Origin of the sequence: Amycolatopsis sp. 195334CR (assembly GCF_017309385.1) — a bacterium.
Classification (GTDB): Bacteria; Actinomycetota; Actinomycetes; order Mycobacteriales; family Pseudonocardiaceae; genus Amycolatopsis.
Genome location: NZ_JAFJMJ010000002.1, coordinates 935,284 through 956,509, shown reverse-complemented (window position 1 = coordinate 956,509; position 21,226 = coordinate 935,284). Strand labels below are relative to the sequence as shown.

Sequence of the window (21,226 nt, the reverse complement as noted above, 5' to 3'; positions counted from 1 at the left end):
CACTCGAGGTCCCGCCTGGTGGGGCTGCGAATTCGCGCCGGGTTCGAGAGTACGTGCCCCCGCGCGGCGGTTTCGATCGGGTGAGGTGATTCGTACTAGAGTTCGAGCCGTGAACGTCGTGGACACCTACACCGGCCATGTCGAGCCGGGCGGCGACGCCGCCCGCCGGACGCTGCCGAAGCTGACCATCACGAAGCTGTCCGTCGGGCCGATGGACAACAACGCGTACCTGCTGATCTGCCGGTCCAGCGGGGAGGCCCTGCTGATCGACGCGGCCAACGACCCGGAGCGCATCTCGGACCTGATCGGGCACGGTCCCGACCGCCCGGCGCTACGCACGGTAGTGACCACGCACCAGCACGCCGACCACTGGCAGGCGCTGGGCGCGGTGGCCGGGGCCAACGGCTCGAACACCGCCGCCCACCCCGCTGACGCCTCGCCGCTGCCGGTCCCGCCCGACTTCCTGGTCGAGCACGGGGACAAGCTGACCGTGGGCGAGTGCGAGCTGGAGGTCATCCACCTGCGGGGCCACACGCCGGGCTCGATCGCCCTGCTCTACCGGGACCCCTCGGGCCACCCGCACCTCTTCACCGGGGATTCGCTGTTCCCCGGTGGGGTCGGCAAGACGGGCTCGCCGTCGGATTTCGAGTCGTTGATCAACGACGTGTCGTCCCGGATCTTCGACGAGCTGCCCGACGAGACGTGGTTCTACCCCGGCCACGGCGACGACTCCACGCTCGGCGAACAGCGCCCGCACCTGGAGGAGTGGCGTTCCCGCGGCTGGTGAGCTGTCACCGGAGCCCCCCATTCGACTGGGAAGGCCGGTTCCTCGCCGCGGCGGTTCTGCGCGATGGTGACCACGTGCCACCCCTCCTCGGCGAGCGACGGCACGGCGGCCTCGATCGCGGCGTGCTTGTCGAGCACCACGTCGGTGGGGACGCGGCGCGCGTGGCCGCAGGCGCACCGCTTCGCCGATCGAGCGGCGTTGCGGGCGAGCACGGTGGCAACCGGCGGCTGATGCACGACGGCGACCGTGCGCGCACCATGCTCGGCGGCGAGCACCAGCAGCCGCCGACGGGCTGCGACGTCGGCTGAGGTGGCGTCCCACAGCACGACCCTGTCGGCGGCCAGCGCGGCACTCGCCGCAACGGTGGCAAGTTCCAGCGCATAGGGCGAGGCGGCCTGGTTCATCAGGCACCCACACCACGACACGGCGGCGCGCATCCGGTCGAGGTTGACCACCACGGCGTGCGGATTTGCCTCGCACCAGCGCGTGCGCCACGTGCTCTTGCCGGCGCCGGGCGCGCCGATCGTGGCCACGAGGGTGGCGCCGCGGTGGTTCGTGGTCATCGCTGCTTCCGATCGTCAGTGCCTGAAGCCTCCATCACCGCGGCTTGGTGGACACCTTCCGGGCGAACCATTCCTCGGGCCAGAAGGTGTCACCCAACGTCAGCTGATCGAAACGCACGCAGACGGTTCCGGGGGTGTCCTCGGAATCCCAGACGGCCGACACGGTCCGGCCGCGTTCGTTCCCCTGCCGGCTCAGCCAGTAGATCCTGTCACCCGCCCTGAGCTGGGAAGCCGGTACGACCTCCCGGTTCGACGACCGGCGGGTACTCGGGCGCCCGACCCGCGCGTCGAAACCGTATTCCGCGGCCGGCCGGGGACATCGCCAGACGATCCGGAACTGCTCATCGATCGGCAGCGCGGGTGCGCCCGCGTGTACTTCTTCGACCAGGTAGAACGTGACGAGCCGACGTGCCTCGTCCGACATCTCCCGCCACGGTTTCGAGAGCGCTTCGGCGCATGTCCCGGCCTCCAGTTCCTTGGCGAGGATGGCCAGCTCGTGGTCGGTCGCCATTTGGGTGCGGAGCTTCTCGATCGACCGGGTCAACGCGTCGGGTTCGATCCGAAGGTGGTGTTCGACTCGTCTGGCCACATAGTGGTCTCGGGCGTCGATGTTGGTGTTCAGCGGCGGATCGCCGACGGCGGGTTCGCGAGCCCACTGAGCCGCGTCGAAGCAAGCCGCCAGCCACTGGGCCTCCGCTGTGCTCAGTATCGTGTCCGCCACCACGGACATGCCGGGAAGCAGGCCTGGACGGCCCTGGGGGTGGAAGTTTTCCGGGCCGATGTACTCCGGGTGCCAGTCAAGGTCGCTGTGGAGCAGGGTGGCGAATCCCTCACCCCGGCGCTGCCAGAAGATCAGATCCTCGCCGTACACGTTCACGTGGTGCTGCACGATGTCCGACGGACCGAACTCGACGCCCGCCATGTCGCCCAACTGGGCCTGGATGATCCGGTTGCCCCGATAGCGGCTCAGATAGCTTCTGACCTCGGCGACGAAGTCCGCCAGGGACTCGTCGTCCAGTTTCTGGTCCTGGCTGATGGTGATCGTCTTGAGCACCTCGCCGTGGCGCCGCGCGAACAGCAGTTGCTTGGTGACATTGGCCCAGTACAGACCGTCGGTGTCCGGGTCGTGCACAACGCAGAGCACCGGGAGGTTGCCATCGGCCCAGACGCCGCCGTGGTCACCGACCGGCACGGCGTACCCCTCGGCCCTGCGCCACGAACGGCCGCCCTTGACCTGGATCTTGACCATGTCGCCGGTGACCTCACCCGCCTGGGTGAACGTGACGTGCTGGTTCTCGCCCTGCGTCAGGCACCTTCGGCAACAAGCCCTCCAGGATCGTGGTGCGAGGCGACCGAGTCACTCGTTTCGATGCGTCGGCTGGGTGCGCCTTCCCCATTCCGTAGCGCTTTGGCCGGTCGGTCAGTCTCCATATCGTTGGGTGACAACAAAAGCCGTTCCGGCGAGCGCGTCGCCGACCGGGGTTGCGGCCCAGGCGGCCAGCACGTCGGCCTGCCCGTCACTCCGGTCCAGCAGCGCGACGATTTCCTCGACGGCGGGTGGATCGGACCGGGCGCAGTCGAGCACCGGTTCGCCGGTGTCGCCGTCGGTCCGGTTGTCCGGCACCCATCGGCACAGCTCGACGTTCCAGGCGGGCCGGTCCGGGATCGGGGCCTGGACGTTGAGGAAGTATCCGCCGTCGCTGTAGGGGTCGTCGCTGATCTCGAACCTGTCGATGAGCAACTGCGCTTCGCCGTTGGATGTTTCCGCGTGGGCGTCGAGGAGCAGGCGCAGATCGGCGATGGCGCGCGCCAGCTGGGTTCGGTCCAGCTCTCGCTCCAGGTTGTCCAGGGCTTCGCGATCAGCTGGGTCGAGGATGGCCTCCACGAGCGGAGCCTGGAACTCCCAGAACCGACGCTTCTCCGGTTCCGACGGCTCGATTCCGTCGGTGTACTCGGCCAGTTCTTCTTGCAGCGCACGAGATTCGGCGGCCAACTCCGCCCCGACCGCGGTCCGCACGGGCGCCGGGACGGCGGCGAGGGCGGTGTCGAGATCGGCCAGGGCGCGGTGCAGGAGCGCCATGGCTTGCTCGTACCAAAGGCTGTGCGCACCCTCGATCAGGTGACGGCGGGCACCCGGATCGGTCAACGCGGCGAGGTGGCCGGCCGGGTAGCTACGAAAGTGCCCGCCCCGCTCGTCCCACACGCTGACGGGAACGGTGGCACAGGCGGAAATCCGGTTCAGCGCGTCGACGATCGGGGCGGCGAGCGCCGCGTCCTCCACACTGGTGACGGTGAGCGACACGACACCGTTCGATCCGCGGTACGTGGCCAGGATCTGCTGCTTCCCGCGATTGGCGTGCTGCGAGTAAATGGTCATAGGTACGCCCCTCAGAAGTCCCGAGAACAGGGGGCGGTGGCGCAGGTGCTTTCCCGCGCTCCATGCCAAGGAAGTCGGCGGTGGCCCAGGTCCGATCCCGGGCTCCTTACCTGACCGACCACGGTACCGAAGCACCGGCACGCTGGATAGCGTGAATCTGATTGGTCAGACCGAGGCGGGCTGAAACACTGAATTGTGGATCTTAACCGGGCGCTGTCGATCATCGACTCACCTGCCCTCCTGCGCGGGCAGAGCGATGATGCACTTCTACACCGGGTCACCGAAGCAGCCGAGTTCGTCCCCTCCGACAAGGCCCTGTCACCAGCACGCGGCCTGCACGGCGGAATCCGCCTCCGGCCCGCGGAAGCTTTGCACCAGCTGTCCTACGTGACCCAACCGCGCTACCACGCCAACCTGCTCGACTTCTACGCGCAATGGGCCCTCACGCGTTACGTGGGTTTCTTCGACCACGAAGAAGCGGACAAGTCCATCCCGCCGGGGCTCACGGTGAGTGAAGCCGGTCGGCGAATCGTGGGTAATCAGCGGCGGGTGACGTCGGAAGAGATGGGAATCGCGTTCGGCGCGGTGCTGGCCACCCGCTGGCTCCAACGGACCGTCGGCGCCAGAGTTCCGATCAGCATCGTCGACATCGACGCCGCGCTCGACGATCGGGTCATCTACGCGGGCGGCGCGCGGCAGGTGGTGCGGAAGGTGGCCACGACGCGTCCCGACTACCTCCTCATCGCCCAGGATCCTTCGGCAACGCACCGGTTCGTGATTCGAACCTTGGAGTGCAAAGGGACCAAGACGCGGAGTCACGCGGTGAAACAGATCGCGAAGGCACTTACCCAACTCGGCGGCGTCTCGGTCGGCGGACGGGTGCCGACCGGCCTCGCGACGAGCGTCATCCCGAACGATCGAATGAGTTATCTCGCGCTCGACCCCGATGAGGGAGACGAGCTTTCGCACGTGGTCGATCCGGCCACCATCGAGCAATCCCGCGGTTTCCGGCTCACTGACGACGTGGCGGATTGGTCGCCGACCGCACTGGCCGCCGCGTCGGTGCGGGCGGCCTGGGCGACCCTCGCGGACTTCGGGGGCAATCTGGGGGCGCTCGAGCAATGGGCGCCGACGGTCATGCTCGACCGCCTCGACCGCCAGTCACGGGATCGCACCGACTTCGACACCCCATACGGGCTGGCACGCGGCACCAGGGTCACTTTCACCTTCGCCGGGCGGAGTTTCACGGTCAGGTACGGGATCGACGCCGCCATCGACCGGCAACTCAGCAACGGCAGCGCCGGAACCATCACCGAAGCCCAAGCGGCGTTCGCGAGGCGGTTGTCCCAACAGGACCGCCCCGTGGAAGCCGGCAGCGGAGAGTCGTACTCGGCCACCGCGGATGGATCGATCTTCGCGATCAGGATCGACTGAACCCGCGGAATTCGCGGTCGACCGAGTGCAGTTTTGCACCCGCCGAATGCTCTGTTCGAGGGTTGATGACCTTGCGTGGTCGCGTTTTCGGGAATCGGCGGGGTGTCCACTATCGCCACGGAAGCCGAACGTTAAGGAGGTAGCAAAGCGGAACAGCACAACGCTTCAGTTCAACTGGTTGAACCGAAGCAGAATGCCCGGCGCGGACTGAACTTAGCCCGGCACTCCTTCGGTGACGTCCAGGGCTTCATTCCTGACGAGCAGGGCAACGACATCGCGATCTCCATTGCCTGCGTGCGCATGGCGAAGACCGCGGAGTTCAATTCGCTGGTCGACGTCGGCGGCACGGGGAACGTGTCGCCGCCGGCGGCGGGCTGGTCGGGCTCGCGGGGATCGAGTTCACCGGGCGCTACTACGACTCCCGGCGGGACGGGGCGCTGGTGGTGGTCGCCGAGGCGGCGCCGGCCGCACGGACGAGCAACTCGTGCACGACGCGGCCGACATCGCCGATGAGTTTCCGCCGCCATGAGGCGACCCCGCCAGCCCCGTCGGTCAGACGACCAGCAGCAGGAAGGTTTCCGACACCGCGCTCGCGTACAGCGTGGTGGCCGGGTGGTAGGCGCGCAGCGTCAACTGCGCCGAAACGCTGAACGACAGGCTCAGCGAGAACGAGCTGTTCGGCCGGCACGAGGTCGAGCGCAGGTCCACCCACACCCCCGCCTGCAGGCTCTGGATGATGACCGTCTCGGCCGTTTCCGCGCGGGCCGGTATCTCCAGCGAGCCACGGACGCGAACCTTCTCGTTGACCTTGACCCTGTCCTTGTCGGCTTTCGCGTGGACCTTCACCCCCTTGAGCACCTCGGCTCCGGCCGGGTGGAGCGGCGCCGCCGCGGCGGCGGTCGCCGGGACGCCTGCGAGCAGGAGGCACCCGGCCACCAGCGTGATCAGTCTGCGGGAGAACTTCGTCGATCGGTTCATGATCAGAAGTGCAGCACCACGAACCCCGAGCAGCGCCGAAAAGCCCCCTAACCGGTGACGGCGGACTACCCACCCAGGTGACGGTTGCACCGAGTGCAGGGATCGGCGCACCGGCTGCGGCATCCGGAGGGTAATTCCGCCGAAAGGTCCACGGAGAACGATCTTCGACCTACCGTGGCCGAGCGGGAACGGGGTGTTCGGGGAGGCCGCGTGAATCTGAGCAAGCACGCCACCAGGCTGGTGGCGCAGGAGGCGTCCGAGCGGCTGAAGCGAGCGCTTCCGGGCCTCTCTCCCCTGCGCCGCCGGGTGTTCGAAGGACTGCTCGTGCGAAGCTCGTCGCTCCTCCTGCGACGCTCCCTTCCGGCCGACGACGACACCAGGGCCGACGCGTTCCTGTTCGGCCCCACCGGGGTCTACGCCATCGTGGTCACCGACCACCCGCCCGGCGAAAGCGCCACGCACGCGATCCGCCGCCACGCGGAGGAACGGCTGGCCGGTATCCGCGACCACCGCCACCAGGTGGTCGCCGGCACCGCCGTCCACCTGGTGCTGATCAGCACCGGCCGGGGAACCGCACCTTCGCACCGGAACGCCCGCCCGTACTGGGAGCTCGGCGAAACCCAGCTCGACGAGCTCTTCCGGCGCGACTCGGCGCACTTGACCCGCAGGCAGGTCGACCATCACCGCACAGGCGGCACAGCGCCTTCCCGACTACGCCGCGCTCGAGGTCCGCCCGCCGGAACGCGCACCCGAGCCCGACGGGCTGCTGGTCGCCGAAGAGCTCACCGCCGACCAGGTGGCGGCGGCCCAGGCCGGGGCGTTCGACTCCTGGCTGACCTTCCTGCACCCGCACCAGCTGGAGATCGTGACCCGGCGGTACCACGGCCCGGCCCGGATCAGCGGCCCGGCGGGCACCGGGAAGACCGTGGTCGTGCTGCACCGCCTCCGGCACCTGGCCCGGCGCACCACCGGCCCCCTGTTGTTCACCACCTTCGTGAAAACCCTGCCCCCGGTCATCGAAGCGTCCTTCCGGCGCCTGGCACCGGAGGTCGCCGAACGGGTGGAGTTCGTCAACCTGCACGCCTGGATGAGCCGGTTCCTCAGCGCCCGCGGTCATCGGCTCAACGTCGACTCCGGGCAGATCACGACCGCGTTCTCCCGCGCGTGGGGACCGCGCCGCGAGGCACTGGAGCGGGCGACCCCCGGCCAGGAGTACGCCCGGACCGAGGTGGACCGGGTCATCAAGGGCCGCGGCATCACGTCATTCGACGAATACGTGGGTGTTTCGCGGCGGGGCCGCGGGCGCCTCACCGCCGGGCAAAAGGAACTCATCTGGCAGCTTTACCTCGCCTACCAAGAAAAACTGGCCGAACGCGGGATACACGACTACAACGACATGGTCGGCATCGCGACGGCCGAACTGGCTGAGCGCCCCTTGGCCGAACCCTATGCGGCGGTGGCGGTGGACGAGGTCCAGGACATCACCCTGGCCGGGCTGCGGTTCCTGCGACAGCTCGCCGGTGACGGTCCGGACCGGCTGCTGCTCGTCGGCGACGGGCAGCAACAGGTCTACCCGGGCGGCTGGCGGCTTTCCGACGCCGGGATCCCCATTCAGGGCCGCGGTGAAGTCCTGCGGATCAACTACCGCAACCGTGCCGGGGTGCTGGAGTTCGCGCAGCGCTTCGACGCGAACAACCAGGTCGACGATCTCGACGGCGCCAACGGCGTCGCCCTGCTGGACGTCGAATCGGTCAACTCGGGCGGGACCAGCCTGACCTGGCGCGGGCCGAGGGCGGACGTCGGCGCCGCCCTGCGTGCGCGGCTCGATGAGCTTCCCGTGCCGCTGGGCCGGACCGCGGTCGTGGTCTTCCACCACCAGGATCTGTCGCTGTGCACCAAACCGTTGCGCGAAGCCGGAATTCCGATGACCCAGCTCGACAAGTACCGCGGTGAAGCGGACGACACGCTGAAGGTGGGCACGGTCCACCGCGCCAAGGGCTTGGACTTCCAAGCCGTGCTGGTCGTCGAAGTCACGGACGAAGCGGCCGACGACGAGCAGGAACAGTTGCGCAACCGGCAACGCCTCGTCGCGGCGACGCGCGCCCGGGATTTCCTCTGGTGGGCGGTCGTCACCGAGGACTCCCCCGCCGAGGAACCCGCCGAGCGCGAATGCGTGCACGAAATGCCGATCGAGTGGTGTGCGACCTGCAAGAAACCGCCCCTCGGCACGCTCCCCCACGGCTACCGCACGCAAGGCGGCAACGCCTACCACAACGATCCGCGGTGCGACTGGCTGAAGAAGGGGCAGGACCGGTCTCACCGGCAGGGCAAGAACGTGCACGACAAGGTCCCGATCGCCTGGGCTTCGGTGAATCCGGGAGAGCTCGAACCCTGCGAATTCTGCTGCACTCCCCAATGGCTGAAACGGCACCAGCGCGATCGATAGACTCGCCCGGCGACGGGTTGGCAACGACGAGGAGAGTGCGTGAGCGTCGAGGCGACATTGCTCCGGATCGGCACCTCGATCGCCAAGTCGGCCGGCGGGGCCTGGCTGCGGACCCGGCGGTCGGACGCCGAACGCAAGTTGAGCCTGGTCGAGCTCGTGGAAGCACGCCATCTCGGCCTGGTGCCGCAACGCAGGCTCGTCCGGCAGCTCGAGCAGCTGGCGGAAACGGTGGCCGAGCGCCTTCAGCCACTCGTACTCGCCGAGTTCCGTCGTCTGGACGACAACGAGCGGACCGCCGCGCTGAACGGCGTGGCTCAGGCGATCGACGCGGCGGACCTGTCCGATGTGCGCGTGCTGGGCGCGGGCGTCTCGTCGACCGCGGTCGAACGCCTCGTCGCGCCGTCCGCCGCCACGGTCCGCAGGCAACTGGGGCTGAGCGAAGCCGGCGAGGGCTTCTTCGACCTCGTGCTGCGGGAGGTGATCGCCTACCTGACCGAGGTGATCTCGACCCTGCCCAGCTTCCAGGGCCGGGCGTTGAGCGAACTGCTGGAACGCGACAACGAGATCATCGACCACCTGCGCGAGATCCTCGACCGGATGCCCGAACGCGGGGCGCTGTCTCCCACCGACAACACCGCCGAGTTCGAACTCGAATACCTGCGCGAGGTTTCGCGCAAGCTCGACCAGGTCGAGCTGTTCGGCGTGACCACTTCGCGGCCGACCCGGCGGTATCCGCTGAGCGTGGCGTACGTCGGTCTCATGACTTCGACCGGTGACAGCGACGACGAGGACGACGAAACCGTGGAAGCGGCGCTGGCCGGGAGCCCGCGGACGCTGATCCGCGGTGAGGCGGGGTCGGGCAAGACGACCCTGCTGCGGTGGCTCGCGGTGAAATGCGCCCAGGGCTCACTGGAATCCTCGCTGTCGTCCTGGAACGGTCTCGTTCCGTTCTTCGTGCAGTTGCGCCGGTACGCCGACAAGGACCTGCCCACCCCGGGCGAGTTGCTGTCGACGGTCGCCTGGCAGCTCAAGGACCACATGCCCCAGCGGTGGGCGTGGGACGTGCTGTCCTCGGGCCGGGGACTGGTGCTCGTCGACGGCGTGGACGAGGTGCCGGAGCAGCGACGCGGCATGGTCCAGGAGTGGCTTTCCGACCTCGTCGGCGCGTTCCCCAAGTCGCGGTACGTGGTGACCTCCCGGCCACCGGCGATCGCCGACGGCTGGCTGGACGGCGAGGGCTTCACCGCGGCCGCGCTGCAGCCGATGTCGCGGTCGCACATCGGCGCCTTCGTCCGGCACTGGCACGACGCGATTCGCGTGGACTCCCCGCCAGGCGACCAGTCCGACCTCACCGCCTACCAGGGTTCACTGCTCGCGGCCATCGACGGCAACCAGGCGCTGCGGATGCTGGTCACGAATCCCCTGCTCTGCGCGCTGGTCTGCGCCCTCAACCACGACCGGCGGTCGCAGCTGCCCCGCGGCCGGATGGACCTGTACCGCACCGCGCTCGACATGTTGCTCAGCCGCCGGGACACCGAACGGCGGATCCCCGACGAGACCCGCGTGGTGCTCAGCCCGTCTGAGAAACTGCTTCTGCTGGAAGACCTCGCGCACTGGTACACGCTCAACCAGCTGACCAACGCCTCCCGGGAGCGGGTCGTCAACCGGCTGACGGCCTGCCTGCGCCAGATGCCGGGCAAGGACCTCGACGCGGGGCACGTCTACTCGCACCTGCTCCTGCGCTCGGGGCTGCTCCGCGAATTCAGCGCGGGCCAGGTCGACTTCGTGCACAAGACGTTCCAGGAATACCTGGCCGCCAAGCGGATCGTGGACACCGACTCGATCGAAATGCTGGTGAACCACGCTCACGAGGACTCGTACCGCGAAGTGATCATCATGGCGGTCGGGCACGCGCGGCAGCGTGAGCGGGAACAGCTGCTCAGCGAAATCCTGGCGGCCAGCCGGAAACCCGGGTTGCCCGCCAAGCGCCGCAAGGGGTTGCAGTTGCTGACGATCGCCTGCCTGGAAACCACGACCCAGCTGAGTCCCGCCCTGCACGAGGAGATCATCGCCCGCCTTCGCGAGGTGATCCCCCCCGCGCACCGCGGACGAGGCTCGCACCCTCGCAGCCATGGGCAACGAAGTACTTCCCCTGCTCCGGACCTCCGGTCGGCTGAGCGAGGCAGAGGCCGCGGCGACCGTGCAGACGGCAGGTCTGGTGGCGGGACCGCGTGCGTTGCCCGTGCTCGCCGCCCTTGCCCGCGACGGACGCGGGCCGGTGGAACGGGAACTGGTCCGGATGTGGAGCTATTTCAACCCGGAGCACTACGCCGGCAAGGTGATGGCCGCCGCCCCGCTGCTGGACGGTGACCTGCGCGTCGCCGATCCCAGGGTGCTGCCCGGAGTTCCGCTCGTTCCCCACCTCGTCAGTTTTTCGGGCGACTTCACCGGTTCGTTGAGCGAAAGCGAGGAGCACCTCCTCGCCACCAACGAGAAGCTGAGGGCGCTGTGGCTCACCGACAACCCAGGGCTTGAATCGTTCGCGTTCCTCCGCGGCCACCAGCGCATCGCGGAACTCCAGGTCCGGAACGCGCCGAAATTGAGCGACATCAGCGCGATAGCGAGCATGCCCGCCCTGCGGTCCATCGCACTGGAGTCGTGCCTGGGGGTGACCGGAATCGACGCGCTGCTGGAATGCGGGCGCCTCGAGAAGCTCAGCGGGGAGAACTACACGCTGCGGGAAGCGAAGACCCTGCTCGCCGAGCTGACGAAGCTCCAGACTTTCGGGATCCGGCGCTGTCACGCGATGCGCGTGCTCGCCGACCTCGGCGCGCACGACCAGCTTCGGGGGCTGCACCTCGACGCGTGCAGCGATCTGTCCACTCTGGCCGGTCTGGACGACCTGCCTTCGCTGACCAAGCTGACCTTCATGGACTGCCCGGAACTCACCATCTCCGGTGCCCACCTGGCGGCGTCCAGCCTGCGCTCACTCACCCTGCGCTGGTGCGGCGGTGTGCGCGACCTGAAACCGCTCAGGGAAATGCGCGAGTTGCGCAGCCTCCAACTGCAGGGGCTCACCATCGACAGCCTGAAACCGCTGGCCGGGCTGGAGAAGCTCCGCACGCTGGCGGTGATCGACTGCGAGTGGATCGACGATCTCAGCCCGCTCGCCGAGCTCCCGTCCCTGCGCTACCTGAACCTGCAGCGCACCGGGCACCGGCTCGATCTCGGGCGGTTGGGCCCGAAGCAGGACCTGATCGTCACGCACAGCGGCAATGCCTACAACGGGAGCGCGCTCGGAGTCTCCAGCACCGTTACGGTCAGCAGCACCGAGCGCCTTCCCGACTAGGTGCGGCGGGCGCGGGCCCTTCGCTTTCCCTCGTGCATGGCCTGCACTCGGGCGATCGGAATCGTGTGGCCCTCCTCCACCAGATCCGCCGGAAGGCTTTGCGGCTCAGGCATTTGCGCTGCCCACGGGTCGGCATCACCGAGCAGGTTCAGTGCGGTGTGGACGGTGAAATCCGCGGGCTTCACGCGATCCAGGTCGTCCCAGGAAACCGGGAACGAGACCGTGGTGCCCTCCCGCAGGCGCGGGCTGTACGCGGCGACGACCGTCGCGCCGCCGGCGCGGGTGGAGTCCAGGAAGACCTTGCCCTCCCGGTCTTCGCGGATGAAGGCCGTGGTGGCGAGCACCGGGTCGATGCGCTCGGCGCGGGCCGCCAGTGCGCGGGTCGCGGCGGCGACGTCGTCGATGGCCTGGTCCGAGGCCAACGGTACGAAGATGTGCACACCCTTCGAACCGCTGGTCTTCACCACCCCGCGCAGGCCGTCGTTCGCCAGCGCCTCCCGGACCAGGAACGCCGCCCGGACCACCACGTCGAAGTTGTCCCCGGCCGGCGGGTCCAGGTCCAGCACCAGGTGCGTCGGGTGGACGCGCCGCTCGGCGAGGCTGAGCAGCGGGTGGTACTCCACCGCGCGCTGGTTGGCGAACCACAGCAGCGTCGGCCGGTCGTCGCACAGGGCGTAGGAGACCTCGCGCTTCGAACTGTCCGCCCACAGCGCCACGGTCTTCACCCACTCCGGCGTGTTCTTCGGAACGTTCTTCTGCATGAACGGCGCCCGCCCGCGCAGCACCCGCACCACCGACAGCGGCCTGCCGCGCAACCCGGGGATGATCCGGTCCGCCACGGCGTCGAGGTAGTCGACGAGGTCCCGTTTGGTCGCCCCGGACCCGTCGAAGAGCGGCTGATCCAGGTTGGTCAGCGGCACCCCGTCGCGCTCTTCCTCCGCAGCCATCGGCCCACCTCGTCCGGTCAGGAACTCCTGCGCACACGATAGGTCAGATGCTCGGCGGCCGGGGTGGAAACCGAGCCGACCCGGTCGAGCCGCAGGTGCGTGCCGTCCGGGAACAGGCGCGTGCCGCCGCCGAGCACCACCGGCGCCACGTGCAGCACCAGCTCGTCCACCAACCCGGCGTCCAGGAACGCGCCGCAGGTCTCGCCGCCGCCCATGATCACCACGTCCTTGCCGCCCGCGACCGCGTGCGCCTGCTCCAGCGCGCTCTCCAGACCGTCGGTGACGAAGATGAACCGGCGCGACAGGCGCACCTTCTCCGGCACCGAATGGGTGAGCACGACCACCGGCGGCGCGTCGCTCTGGTCGCGTTCGGCGCCGTAGCCGACCTCGTCGTTCCAGCCGTTCGGCCCGTCGATGATGTCGAACAGCCGCCTGCCCATGATCACCGCGCCGGACCGGGCGTAGGAGGCGTCGAGCACCTCCTTGTCCCGCTCGTTCGCGCGCTCGCCCATCGCCCACAGGTGCAGGTCGTCGCCGCCGACGCCGAGGCCCTGCTGCTCGTTGGCGTCCGGACCGGTGACGTAGCCGTCCAGCGACAGGGAGATGTCCACCACGACCTGCCCCCTGGCCGGGCCCACCAGCGCGGCGAGGCGGTCCATCGAGTCGCGGATGCCGTGCTCCATCCCGCTTTCCACCATGCTGTCGCGGGCTTCGACGGTCGGGTAGACGCTGCGCATGGACAGCCGGGTGCGGCCGCCGTCGAGGCTTTCGAAGGTGGACGACTCCAGGCTGACGTTGCCGGGCCAGCCCTCGTACTCGAAGGTGCGGACGATGGTCTCGTCCGCCACGACGGTGTGGAAGACGCCGTTGAAGTAGTGCTCGCCCTCGCGGTCGACGTGCACGTACCGGTAGCGCCCGCCGGGCCGCGCGTCGTGTTCGAACACGCGGATCTCGACCTCGCGCGGCCCCAGCCACTGGGCCACCAGCTCCGGGTCCGTCGAGGCGCGGAAGAGCAGCGCCGGCGGCGCGTCGAACTCGCGGACCACCTCGATGAACGGGGTGCCGGGCTGGGCGGTGATCGTGGTACCGGTCATCTCGAGCTCCTTTGTCAACCAACTTGTTTATCAACGATTGCGTTGACCATAGGCCGCCACGTGCACGGCGTCAACCCGCGGCTGGGATGTGATGACCCCGTGACGCCATTCGCGCCACGAATGGAGCAGTGCGCGGTTACGGTGTCCGGAACCTGGCGGAACAAGGCGAAGGGGAGGTATCGGATGCCCGTGTTCCTGATCCGGCTCATCCGCCGCGTCCTCGGTTCCCGCGTCGGGCTGCCGCCGCTGGCCGTGGTGCTCTTCGTCTTCGCCACCAGCTGGCCGTTGATGGTGCTGGCCGAACCGGCGGGCAGCGACCTGGTGCACCCCGCCAACTTCTGGTGGTGGTTCGTGGTCACCGCGTCGACGGTCGGCTACGGCGACTTCTACCCCGAGTCCACCTGGGGCCACGTGGTCGGCGGGTACGTGATCATCGGCGGGATCGCCACGCTGACCACGCTGTTCGCCCAGCTGGCGTCGATGATCGAGAAACGGAGGGGCCGCCGCATGCACGGATCCGGCACGCTGGAGGTGGACGGCCACGTGGTGGTGCTCGGCTACACGCCCGGCCGCACCGAGCGCATCCTCGACGAACTGCACTCCGACGCCTCGCTCCGGCTGGTGCTCGCGGCGTGGCCGGAGGTGGAGGCGAACCCGCTGCCGGAGCGCACGGTCGAATTCGTCCGCGGCGACCTCACCGCGGAGAGCGTGCTGCGCCGGGCGTGCGTGCACCGGGCTCGGGCCGTGCTCATCGACGCCCGCGACGACAACGAGGCGCTGGCCGTGGCGGTCACGGTCGACCACCTGAAGACCGGCGCGCACGTGGTGGTCGCCCTGCGCGACCTCGACCGGGCGGCGCACTTCCGGTACGTCAGCGATGCGCTCCACTGCGTGCAGTGGCACAACCCGCACATGCTGACCGAGGAACTGCAGGACCCCGGGATCACGCAGGTCTACGAGGAACTGATGACCCACGGCGGCAACGGGAACACGTACTCGCTGCGGCTCCCCGACGCCACCGCGTTCGGCGACTGCCAGACGGCCTTGGGGCGCCAGCACAACGCGACGGTGCTGGCCGCGCGGACCCCGGACAGCCTGCTGGTCAGCCCGTCGTGGGACACCGCGCTGCCGGCGGGAACGGTGCTCTACTTCGTGAGCCGGAACCGGATCAGCGCGAGCCAGTTGCGTGCCGCCTTGCGCGGACAGCGCACCGGGATCGGGAGCGACTAGCGCTCAGGAGTTGGTCTCCAGGTCGGCCTTGAGCTCGGCCAGTGCGGAGATCTGCTGCTCGGTGTACTTGTCGATCCAGCGGTTGTGGATCAGCCGGATCGGCACCGCGTTGAGGAAGTGCAGTTTCTCCCGGCCGGACCGCTTGGTCAGCACCAGGTTCGCCTCTTCGAGCACCTTGAGGTGCTTCATCACACCGAACCGCGACATCTCCAGCTCCGACTCCAGCTCGGTGAGCGTGCGCCCGTCGCGGGCGAAGAGCAGGTCGAGCAGGAACCGGCGCGTCGGGTCGGCCAGTGCCTTGAACACCCGGTCGTCGTCGGTCATCGGACCAGGATACGTGACCGAAAGGTCACACGCCACCGTGGCTCATTTGCGGGTTTCGTTGAGGTAGTTGTAGATCGTGTACCTGGTCACCTCCAGCTCGGCGGCCAGGAAGTCCACCGAGTCCTTGATCAGGAAGAACCCCGCCTCGTCCAGCTCGCGCACCACCGCGGCCTTGTGCGGCTTCTTCATCAGCTCGACCGGGATGGCCACCTTCTCCACCGCCCGCTCGATCAGGAACCGCTGCAGGCTGTCGACGTCCGGCGGGAAGCTCTCCCGCCGGACCGCCGCGGTGTCCTCGGCGCCGGTGGTTTCGCTGTTCACGCACAGGCAGCCGACCGCGGTGCCGCTCGCGTCGCGCAGGAACATCGTCGACGACCGGATCGGCCGCCCATCCGGGCCGTGCGTCTCGTAGTTGATCAGGTCCTGCGTGGTACCGCGGCGCACCAGGCCGAGCAGCAGGTCGGTCATCGGCCCGCCGGCGTCCCGGCCGGTCAGCCCGCCCGCGATCGCCACGATCGAATCCGGCAGCCGTGACAGGTCGTGCAGCACCACCTCGTTGCCCGGCCCCAGCATCGCGGCGAGCCCGTCCACCGCCGGGATCAGCGCCGAGAGCACGTCGTCCACCTCACCCGCGACCCGCGATGGCGGACCGCCCACCGCGACCGCGGGCCGGGCCAGCCGGGAAAGGGTCAGCCGCAACGCTTCGGCGGCACCGGCGTGCGTCGAGGCGTGCGGGGAGAGGCGGACGTGCTCCGGGCGCACGGTCGCGGTGATCCCGTCCGCCTTGAGCGCCGCGCCGACGCGTTCGCTCGGCACGTCGCCGAGGGTGAACGCGAGGATGCCGCCACGGCGTTCGGTGGCGGAGACGATTTCCCCGCCGCACGACCGGATCACCTCCTCCAGCTCGCCGACCCGTTCGGCGATCCGCGCCTCGATCGCGCCGACCCCGGCCTCCTCGACCAGTTCCAGCGCGGCGGCGAAGGCACCCGAGGTGACCGGGCTCAGGTTGCTGATCGACCACGAAGCCGCGGTGTCGGCCGCCGGGTGGATCTCGTTGTCGAACAGGCCGGGGTCCCGGGCCCCGGTCCACCCGGACAGCAGCGGGTCCATGCGCTCGCGCGCCCGGTCCGACAGCACCGCGAACCCGGTGCCCCAGCCCGCGCGCAGCCACTTCTGCCCACCGGCCACCAGGACGTCGGCCACCTCCCACGGCGCTTCGACCACGCCGAAGCCCTGGATGCCGTCGACCACCAGCAGCCGGTCGCCGACCGCCTCCCGCAGTGCGCCGAGGTCCGCGCGATAGCCGGTGCGGTAGTCGACCGCGCTCACCGAGACCACGGTGATCTCCGGCGTCAGCGCCTCGGCGACCGCCTCCGGCGTGACGTGCCCGGGGGGCAACCAGCGCACCTTCGCCCGGCCGCCCTGTTCCGCACGGGCCCACGGGTAGGTGTTCGCCGGGAACTCGCCCGCGGACACCAGCACCTCGCCGGTGGCGTTGAACGCAGCCTGGAACAACCCGGTGCTGGTGTTCGGCACCAGCACCACGTGGTCGGTGTCGGTGCCGCACAACCGCGCCACCGCCGCCTTCGCCCTGACCTCCTGCAGCATCAGGTCGTCCACAGTGGACTGACCGGCCTTGACCGAGCGGTCCAGCAGGGTGGCGGTGGTGTCCAGCACCGCGTGCGAGGGCGGGCCGAACCGGGCGAAGTCCAGGTAGCCGGGCGTTTCGTCGAACTGCACCAGGTAGCGCGCGGAGATCCGGTTCACGGCAGCACCCGCGCCAGGAACTGCCGGGTGCGCTGCTCCCGCGGATCGCTGAGCACCTGGTCCGGCGGGCCGGTCTCCACCACGGCACCGTCGGCCATGAACACCACCTCGTCGGCGGCTTCCTTGGCGAAGGCCATTTCGTGCGTCACCACCAGCATGGTCATCCCGTCCTCGGCCAGCCCGCGCATCACCTCGAGCACCTCCCCCACCAGCTCCGGGTCCAGTGCGGAGGTCGGCTCGTCGAACAGCATCAGCTTGGGGCGCATGGCCAGCGCCCGCGCGATCGCCACGCGCTGCTGCTGCCCGCCGGAGAGCTGCGCGGGGTAGTCGCCAGCGCGATCCGCGAGCCCGACGCGGTCCAGCAGCGCGAGCGCGGTCTCCCGCGCCTCCGCCGGGTCGACGCCGCGCACCCGGACCGGGCCCTCCACCACGTTCTGCAGCACGCTGCGGTGCGCGAACAGGTTGAACCGCTGGAACACCATGCCGATGTCGCGGCGCTGCTTGGCCACCTCGCGCTCACGCAGTTCGTACAGCTTGCCGTGGCGCTCGCGGAAGCCGATCGGCTCGCCGTCCACCCACACCTGGCCGCCGTCGATCGGCTCCAGGTGGTTGACGCAGCGCAGGAAGGTGCTCTTGCCCGCGCCGGACGGGCCGAGCAGGCAGACCACCTGTCCTTTTCGGACGGACAGGTCGATCCCGCGCAGCACCTCGGCCGAGCCGAACCGCTTGCGCACGCCGACCGCGCGCAGCAACGGGTCCTCAGATGGCATCTTTCCCCCTCCGCAGCGGCACCGCGCGCAACGCCCGCGCCGCCCGTGACCACGGCCCCGCCGCGACGCCCGCCCGGTCGGCGGCGCCGAACGCGCGTTCCAGGTAGTGCTGCCCGATCCCGGCGACGGTGACCACCACCATGTACCAGATCGCGGCCGCCAGCAGGGTTTCCATCACCAGCAGGTTGTTCGACGAGATGTTGTTCGAGGCGTGGATCAGCTCGGTCACCCCGATCACCGACGCCATCGAGGTGGCCTTGAGCATGTTGATGAAGTCGTTGCCGGTGGGCGGGATGATCACCCGCATCGCCTGCGGCAGGACCACCCGGCGCAGCGTGGTGGCCGGGGTCATGCCGATCGCCTTGGCCGCCTCGGTCTGCCCGCCGTCCACGCTGTTCAGCCCGGCGCGCACGATCTCGGCCATGTAGGCGCTTTCGTTCAGCGTCAACCCGAGCAGGGCCGCGACGAACGCGCTGACCAGGACGTTGGTCGGTTCGTGCAGCAGGTAGCCGCCGGTGAACGGCAGCGGGATCGAGATGAACTCGAAGACCAGCGCCAGGTTGTACCAGATCAGGATCTGCAGCAGCACTGGCAGCCCGCGGAACAGCCAGATGTAGACCACGGCGAACCAGCGCGCCACCGGGTTCGCCGAGCGGCGCATCAGCGCGACCACGATGCCGATCACGATGGCCAGGCCCTGCGAGATCACCGCCAGCAGCACGGTGTTCAGCAGGCCGACGGCCATCACCCGGTACCAGAGGAACTCCGGCACCGACTCGTAGTCGATCTTCGCCTGGGCCAGCGCCACGCCGAGCGCCGCGAGCAGTGCCAGGATGATCGCGCCGCTGACCCACCGGCCCCAGTGGCGGAGCCGGACTATCGGCAGCTCAGTGGTTGCGATCGGACGCTCGTCGGGGGTATTCGGTGGATCCAGGTTTCCGCTGGGCGTGCGGCCGGGAGACCTGCGTACCGGAGTCGTACTCGGGTCTTCCGGCCGTGCGTCCAGCGGGAAGCTGGGCCGCCGAGACCCTCGGCGAGCGTCCGATCGTGACCGCTTATCCGCCGCCATTGAGCTTCACCTCGCCGACCGCGCCCTGCTCGACGCCCCACGCGCGCAGGATCTCGTTGTAGGTGCCGTCGGTGACGAGCGCCTGCAGCGCCTTCTGCACGCTCTGGGCGAGTTCGGCGTTGCCCTTGTTGACGCCGATGCCGTAAGGGCCGCCGTTGATCGGCTCGCCGGGGATGACCTCGAAGAACTCGCCCTCGCCCGCGGTCTTCGAGATGTAGACGGCGCTGGGCAGGTCGTTGAGCACCGCGGCCACGCGGCCGGTGCGCAGCTGGTTCTGGTTCTGCGTGTCGCTGTCGGTGGCGGTGACCGTCACCTCGGGCTTGCCGCCCTGCTTGCACTGTTCGCTCTGCTCGGTGGCGAACTTCTGGTGGCTGGTGCCCTGCACCACGGCGACGGCCTTGCCGCACAGGGTCTCCGGGCCGTTCACCCCGTCCGGGTTGCCCTTGCGGACCATGATCGTGATGCCGGAGGTGAAGTAGTCGACGAAGTCGATCTGCTGCTGGCGCTCGGCGGTGTCGTTCATCGCGGCCATGGTCAGGTCGATGCGGCCGGACTGCAGGCTGGTGATCAGCGAGCTGAACGCCATGTCCTGGTGGGCGACGGTGAGGCCGAGCTTGGCGCCGATCGCCTTGGCCAGGTCGACCTCGTAGCCGACCGGGGTCTTGCCGTCGGCGGCGTAGAAGTTGTTGGGCGCGGACTGCAGGTAGGAGCCCAGCCGCAGGGTGCCGGACTGCTTGACGGCGGCCGGGAGGGCCGCGTTGAGCTGCTCGTCCTTGGTGATCTTGGCGAGCACCGGGGCGGTGTCCGGCACGCCTGCCGAGACGCCGGCGCCGGGCTGCTGGGCTTCGCCGCCGCCGGCGCCATCCGGTCCGCCGCCACAGGCGGTCAGGACCAGCGCGAGCAGCGCGAACGCAGGCACGAGTTTTCGAGCGGGCATGGGCCACCTCCGCGACCAGGGGAAATGCTGGAGCAGGACGCTACAACTCGTTGTTGAAGACGTCAACCAAGAGTTGAAATTGCCCTGTCCGCAGTCCCCGCGGCTGATGGCTGGGTGGCCAGCAGCCCGCGACAGGCCCGGCGGCCCGGCACCGCAGCCGACAGGCCACAGCCCGCGGCAAGCAGCCGGGCCCGCAGCCAAAGCCGGGCCGAAATCGGCGACCAGAGGCCAGAGGGGCACCCCGTCGGCCTGTCGTGCCGACGGCAGCAGTGCGGCTACCTCAGTCGATCGCCTCCCCGCGGCGGGCGCAGGAGGTGGCGGGCGGGCGCCCCGAGCCGCCGCGGCGTCGCCAGTCGTCGAGGACCAGGTGGACGACGCGGCGCGCCTGCACCGGGATCTCCACCGGCACCTCGGCCTCGGCATCGACCGCGGCGAACTCCCAGTTCGCCACCCCGCCCCCGATGATCTCGGCGTAGCGCTCGGCGGCCAGCCTGCTGCGGAACCGCACCCGCTGGCTGGTGATGCGGCTGGTGATCTCGACCGCCATGACGCCCTCCCGAAGCTGGAGCCGGCCCCGATCTTCCCCATCGGAGCCGGCCCGCACAGTAGAACACATGTTCGATCGGGACGCGAGCCCGGGTTGTGCCAGGCTGGCCCCATGCCGATCCGACCAGCCGCCGCCGGGGACGAGCTCGGCGTGGCCACCGTGCACGTCCGCTCGTGGCAGGCCGCCTACCGCGGCCTCCTGCCCGACGACTTCCTCGACGGGCTGCGCCCCGAGGACCGGGCCGCCCAGTACAACTTCACGTCCGGCCGGACCAGGCCGATCGTGGCCGTCGACGAAGACAGCGTCCGCGGATTCGCCGCGTTCGGGCCCTCACGAGACAGCGACAACGAAGGCGAGCTGTACGCGATCTACGTCCACCCCGACCACTGGGGCGGCGGCCACGGCCGGGCCCTCATCACCGAAGCACGCCGCCTCCTCGCCCAGCACTACCGCAGCGCGATCCTGTGGGTGCTCATCGGCAACGACCAGGCCCACCGCTTCTACCTCGCCGACGGCTGGACCGAGGAGAAAACCACGCGCACCGAGCAGATGTTCGGCGCAACGGTCAACGAGACCCGCTTCCGCCGAACCCTGCCCTGACAACGGA

19 protein-coding genes are annotated in these 21,226 nt (G+C 69.3%); 7 read left to right on the top strand and 12 right to left on the bottom strand.

Annotated features, from left to right (window positions below; all coding sequences use genetic code 11):
• Positions 1–109 precede the first annotated feature (109 nt).
• Positions 110–787, top strand: coding sequence for an MBL fold metallo-hydrolase (locus tag JYK18_RS27485; RefSeq protein WP_206806360.1), 678 nt, complete (start codon positions 110–112; stop codon positions 785–787).
• On the opposite strand, the gene JYK18_RS27480 is transcribed toward JYK18_RS27485, so the two are convergent.
• The 3 genes from JYK18_RS27480 to JYK18_RS27470 form a co-directional block, all read right to left on the bottom strand.
• Complete coding sequence (locus tag JYK18_RS27480) at positions 709–1,350, bottom strand: ATP-binding protein (protein WP_206806359.1); 642 nt, start codon at positions 1,348–1,350, stop codon at positions 709–711. The genes JYK18_RS27485 and JYK18_RS27480 overlap by 79 nt on opposite strands.
• Positions 1,351–1,384: 34 nt before the next feature.
• Positions 1,385–2,659, bottom strand: a complete 1,275-nt coding sequence (locus tag JYK18_RS27475; RefSeq protein WP_277992348.1) for a DUF4365 domain-containing protein — start codon at positions 2,657–2,659, stop codon at positions 1,385–1,387.
• 111 nt (positions 2,660–2,770) lie between these two features.
• Positions 2,771–3,796 (bottom strand): hypothetical protein, encoded by a 1,026-nt coding sequence (locus JYK18_RS27470; RefSeq protein WP_242582140.1) that lies wholly within the window; start codon positions 3,794–3,796, stop codon positions 2,771–2,773.
• A 126-nt stretch (positions 3,797–3,922) separates the two neighbouring features.
• Here JYK18_RS27470 and JYK18_RS27465 point away from each other — a divergent pair, with 126 nt between their 5' ends.
• The gene (locus JYK18_RS27465) at positions 3,923–5,161 is read left to right on the top strand and encodes a hypothetical protein (protein ID WP_206806357.1); all 1,239 of its coding nucleotides are present in this window, start codon (positions 3,923–3,925) and stop codon (positions 5,159–5,161) included.
• Positions 5,162–5,713: 552 nt separating this feature from the next.
• Here the strand turns inward: JYK18_RS27465 and JYK18_RS46950 are convergent.
• Complete coding sequence (locus tag JYK18_RS46950) at positions 5,714–6,823, bottom strand: hypothetical protein (protein ID WP_242582129.1); 1,110 nt, start codon at positions 6,821–6,823, stop codon at positions 5,714–5,716.
• Positions 6,824–6,935: 112 nt separating this feature from the next.
• On the opposite strand from JYK18_RS46950, the gene JYK18_RS27455 reads away from it, so the two are divergent.
• From JYK18_RS27455 to JYK18_RS27445, 3 genes are read left to right on the top strand one after another with little or no spacing between them, the layout of a single operon-like run.
• Entirely contained in the window at positions 6,936–8,585 is a 1,650-nt protein-coding gene (locus tag JYK18_RS27455) for a UvrD-helicase domain-containing protein (RefSeq protein WP_307796086.1), read from the top strand.
• Between the two features lie 39 nt (positions 8,586–8,624).
• Positions 8,625–10,955, top strand: coding sequence for an NACHT domain-containing NTPase (locus tag JYK18_RS27450; protein WP_206806355.1), 2,331 nt, complete (start codon positions 8,625–8,627; stop codon positions 10,953–10,955).
• Positions 10,864–11,934, top strand: a complete 1,071-nt coding sequence (locus JYK18_RS27445; protein WP_206806354.1) for a hypothetical protein — start codon at positions 10,864–10,866, stop codon at positions 11,932–11,934. The genes JYK18_RS27450 and JYK18_RS27445 overlap by 92 nt, the downstream gene beginning before the upstream one ends.
• Here the strand turns inward: JYK18_RS27445 and JYK18_RS27440 are convergent.
• Complete coding sequence (locus JYK18_RS27440) at positions 11,931–12,881, bottom strand: DNA polymerase domain-containing protein (RefSeq protein WP_206806353.1); 951 nt, start codon at positions 12,879–12,881, stop codon at positions 11,931–11,933. The genes JYK18_RS27445 and JYK18_RS27440 overlap by 4 nt on opposite strands.
• A 17-nt stretch (positions 12,882–12,898) precedes the next feature.
• Positions 12,899–13,975, bottom strand: coding sequence for a dihydrofolate reductase family protein (locus JYK18_RS27435; RefSeq protein ID WP_206806352.1), 1,077 nt, complete (start codon positions 13,973–13,975; stop codon positions 12,899–12,901).
• 183 nt (positions 13,976–14,158) lie between these two features.
• On the opposite strand from JYK18_RS27435, the gene JYK18_RS27430 reads away from it, so the two are divergent.
• Positions 14,159–15,205, top strand: coding sequence for a potassium channel family protein (locus JYK18_RS27430; RefSeq protein ID WP_206806351.1), 1,047 nt, complete (start codon positions 14,159–14,161; stop codon positions 15,203–15,205).
• Between the two features lie 3 nt (positions 15,206–15,208).
• Here JYK18_RS27430 and JYK18_RS27425 read toward each other — a convergent pair whose 3' ends face one another.
• The 6 genes from JYK18_RS27425 to JYK18_RS27400 all read right to left on the bottom strand — a co-directional run bounded on the left by JYK18_RS27425 (position 15,209) and on the right by JYK18_RS27400 (position 20,619).
• Entirely contained in the window at positions 15,209–15,529 is a 321-nt protein-coding gene (locus JYK18_RS27425; RefSeq protein WP_206806350.1) for a helix-turn-helix transcriptional regulator, read from the bottom strand.
• Between the two features lie 42 nt (positions 15,530–15,571).
• Complete coding sequence (locus JYK18_RS27420; protein WP_206806349.1) at positions 15,572–17,296, bottom strand: aminotransferase class V-fold PLP-dependent enzyme; 1,725 nt, start codon at positions 17,294–17,296, stop codon at positions 15,572–15,574.
• Positions 17,293–18,066 carry an amino acid ABC transporter ATP-binding protein gene (locus tag JYK18_RS27415; RefSeq protein WP_206806348.1) on the bottom strand — a complete coding sequence of 258 codons (774 nt, stop codon included), beginning with the start codon at positions 18,064–18,066 and terminating at the stop codon, positions 17,293–17,295. The genes JYK18_RS27420 and JYK18_RS27415 overlap by 4 nt, the downstream gene beginning before the upstream one ends.
• Positions 18,056–18,967 carry an amino acid ABC transporter permease gene (locus tag JYK18_RS27410; protein ID WP_206808153.1) on the bottom strand — a complete coding sequence of 304 codons (912 nt, stop codon included), beginning with the start codon at positions 18,965–18,967 and terminating at the stop codon, positions 18,056–18,058. The genes JYK18_RS27415 and JYK18_RS27410 overlap by 11 nt, the downstream gene beginning before the upstream one ends.
• A 154-nt stretch (positions 18,968–19,121) precedes the next feature.
• On the bottom strand, positions 19,122–20,072 hold the full coding sequence (locus JYK18_RS27405) for an ABC transporter substrate-binding protein (RefSeq protein ID WP_206806347.1): 951 nt from the start codon (positions 20,070–20,072) through the stop codon (positions 19,122–19,124).
• 280 nt (positions 20,073–20,352) lie between these two features.
• Positions 20,353–20,619, bottom strand: coding sequence for a hypothetical protein (locus JYK18_RS27400; RefSeq protein ID WP_206806346.1), 267 nt, complete (start codon positions 20,617–20,619; stop codon positions 20,353–20,355).
• A 111-nt stretch (positions 20,620–20,730) separates the two neighbouring features.
• Between JYK18_RS27400 and JYK18_RS27395 the strand changes: the two genes are divergently transcribed.
• Positions 20,731–21,219, top strand: a complete 489-nt coding sequence (locus tag JYK18_RS27395; protein WP_206806345.1) for a GNAT family N-acetyltransferase — start codon at positions 20,731–20,733, stop codon at positions 21,217–21,219.
• Positions 21,220–21,226: the final 7 nt, after the last annotated feature.